This is a genomic window from Desulfoplanes sp. PS50 (genome assembly GCF_053851535.1).
In genome coordinates this window covers 1-2,072 of the sequence record NZ_JBSPZA010000074.1, presented here as the reverse complement: position 1 = coordinate 2,072, position 2,072 = coordinate 1, and the positions used below count along the sequence as shown (strand labels likewise).

General features: G+C 63.4%; 1 protein-coding gene and 1 riboswitch. The gene reads right to left on the bottom strand.

What is annotated here, in order from left to right:
• Window positions 1-75: 75 nt before the first annotated feature.
• Window positions 76-1,593: a ribonucleoside triphosphate reductase gene (locus ACTVJH_RS15740; RefSeq protein ID WP_455992825.1), complete on the bottom strand. Its 1,518-nt coding sequence runs from the start codon at window positions 1,591-1,593 to the stop codon at window positions 76-78.
• 170 nt (window positions 1,594-1,763) lie between these two features.
• A riboswitch (cobalamin riboswitch) is annotated at window positions 1,764-1,942 on the bottom strand.
• Window positions 1,943-2,072: the final 130 nt, after the last annotated feature.

Genomic DNA, 2,072 nt, shown 5'->3' with positions numbered 1-2,072 from the left:
ACGAGCAGCCGGGGAATGCGGGGCATAGGGACCTCCGGTTTGGGGGAGTGGATGCGGGTATGGGATGGGTTTCGTTTAGCAGGGTTGAAGAGGGATGACCAACATTATTTGCCTGTCCCATCTCCCATCCTTCTTGCCGAGCAGGTTGACGCAGGCCTCGTGGCCGCCGATGAGGCCGATGGTCGAGAAATGGCCCTTGAACCCGTTTTTGAGGTAGCGCCGCGAGAAGGGGAACATGCCCGCGTCCAGGTTCTTCTGGACCACCTTGCGCTTGAATTCGAGAGACTCCGAGGCCAGCCGGGCATACTCGGTGACCAGGTCCATGAAGTCCTCCTCGTTGTGGGCCAGGTAGGCCAGCTTGGGCAGGTTCAGGGTGACCACGCCGATGGAGCCGGTCAGATCGCCCGCGCCGAACAGGCCGCCGGTCTTCTTGCGGATCTCGCGCAGGTCCATCTGCAGCCGGCAGCACATGGAGCGCACGTCCTCGGGGTTCAGGTCCGAGTTGATGAAGTTCTGGAAGTAGGGCGCCCCGTACTTGGCGGTCATCTTGAGGAGCAGCCTGCCCTCCTCGGAATCCCAGGGGAAGTCCTTGGTCACGTTGTAGGTGGGGATGGGAAAGGAGAAGATGCGGCCGTCCGCGTCGCCTTCGAGCATGACCTCCAGGAAGGCCCGGTTGATCATGGCCATCTCCTCGGCGTATTCGCCGTAGGTGGCGTCCTGGAGCTGTCCGCCGAGGATCACCGGCTCCTTGGCGATGTGCGCCGGGGGCGCGAAGTCGAAGGTGAAGTTGGTGAACGGCGACTGGCCGCCCCAGCGCGAGGTGGCGTTGAGGTTGTGGAGCAGCTTCTGGATCTGCTGCTTGACGTCGTGGTAGCTCAAGGCGTCGTGGCGGACGAACGGGGCCAGGTAGGTGTCCACGTTGTTGAAGGCCTGCGCGCCAGCCCATTCGTTCTGCAGGGTGCCCAGGAAGTTGACCATCTGGCCGCAGGCCGCGTCAAAGTGCCTGGCCGGGGTGGACGAGCAGCGGTCGCGCAGGTTGAACCCTTCGAGCAGCAGGTCGCGCAGGGACCAGCCCGAGCAGTATCCGGCCAGGCCGAAGGAGAGGTCGTGGATGTGGAAGTAGCCGTGGGTGTGGGCCAGGCGCACTTCCTCGGGGTACTTCTCAAGCATGTACCGGGCCTGGACCGAGCCGGCCATGTGCAGGATGAGCCCCTGGTAGGAGTGGGTCATGTTGGAGTTCTCGTTGACGCGCCAGTCCACGTTGTTCAGGTAGCTGTCGGTCACTGCGGCGATGTCCAGGAACGCCTCGTTCTGGGAGCGCAGCTCGCGGCGTTTCTCGCGGTAGATGATATACCGCTCGGCCACCTTGTAAAGCCGGGCCTCCATGAGCACCTGCTGGACCATGTCCTGGACCTGCTCCTGCTCGGGGATGTCGATGCCCGTCAGCTTTTTTTCCACCTTGCCGGCCAGCCGGTCGGCCAGCAGGGGGTCCTTGATGCCGCTGCTGTTCAGGGCCTTGAAGATGGCGTTGCCGATGCGCTTGGTGGACCAGGTCTCGATGCATCCGTCGCGTTTGAGGATTTTGCTGGGCATTGGGTTCTCTTGCAGGCAGAAAATGCGGAAGGCCGCGCTGCGCCTTGGCGGCTGCGGCGGAACTGCCTGCGCTGTCGCCAAAGCACGGTTTCGCGGCAGCACCGCGAACCCAGGCGACGGTTGTCGGGTAGATTCATTCTTGTCCGCATGCGGGTTCCGCGATCCGCATCCGGCAGGAAACGCTTCAGGTAGGTCTTCTGGCTCTCCCCGCCCGGCCCGCCTTCCCGCCTTGCGGCAGTGGCTCATTGGACCGGACCTTCTCGTGGGGGATTACAGCGGCGGGACCGCTCCGGCTTTGCACCGGATTCCCTGTTATGGCCTTTCGGCCACCTGAAGGACATCTGGACTTTTTTGAGACTAGTCAAATCCCCGGTGAAGCGCAAGGCCATATTCGGCCACGGGCAATCCCGCCCCGCCTGCCCGCATGCGATGGATGGCCGGCGTTGCGCATGCGTTGAGTCAGGGCGGAAGGCGAGGCA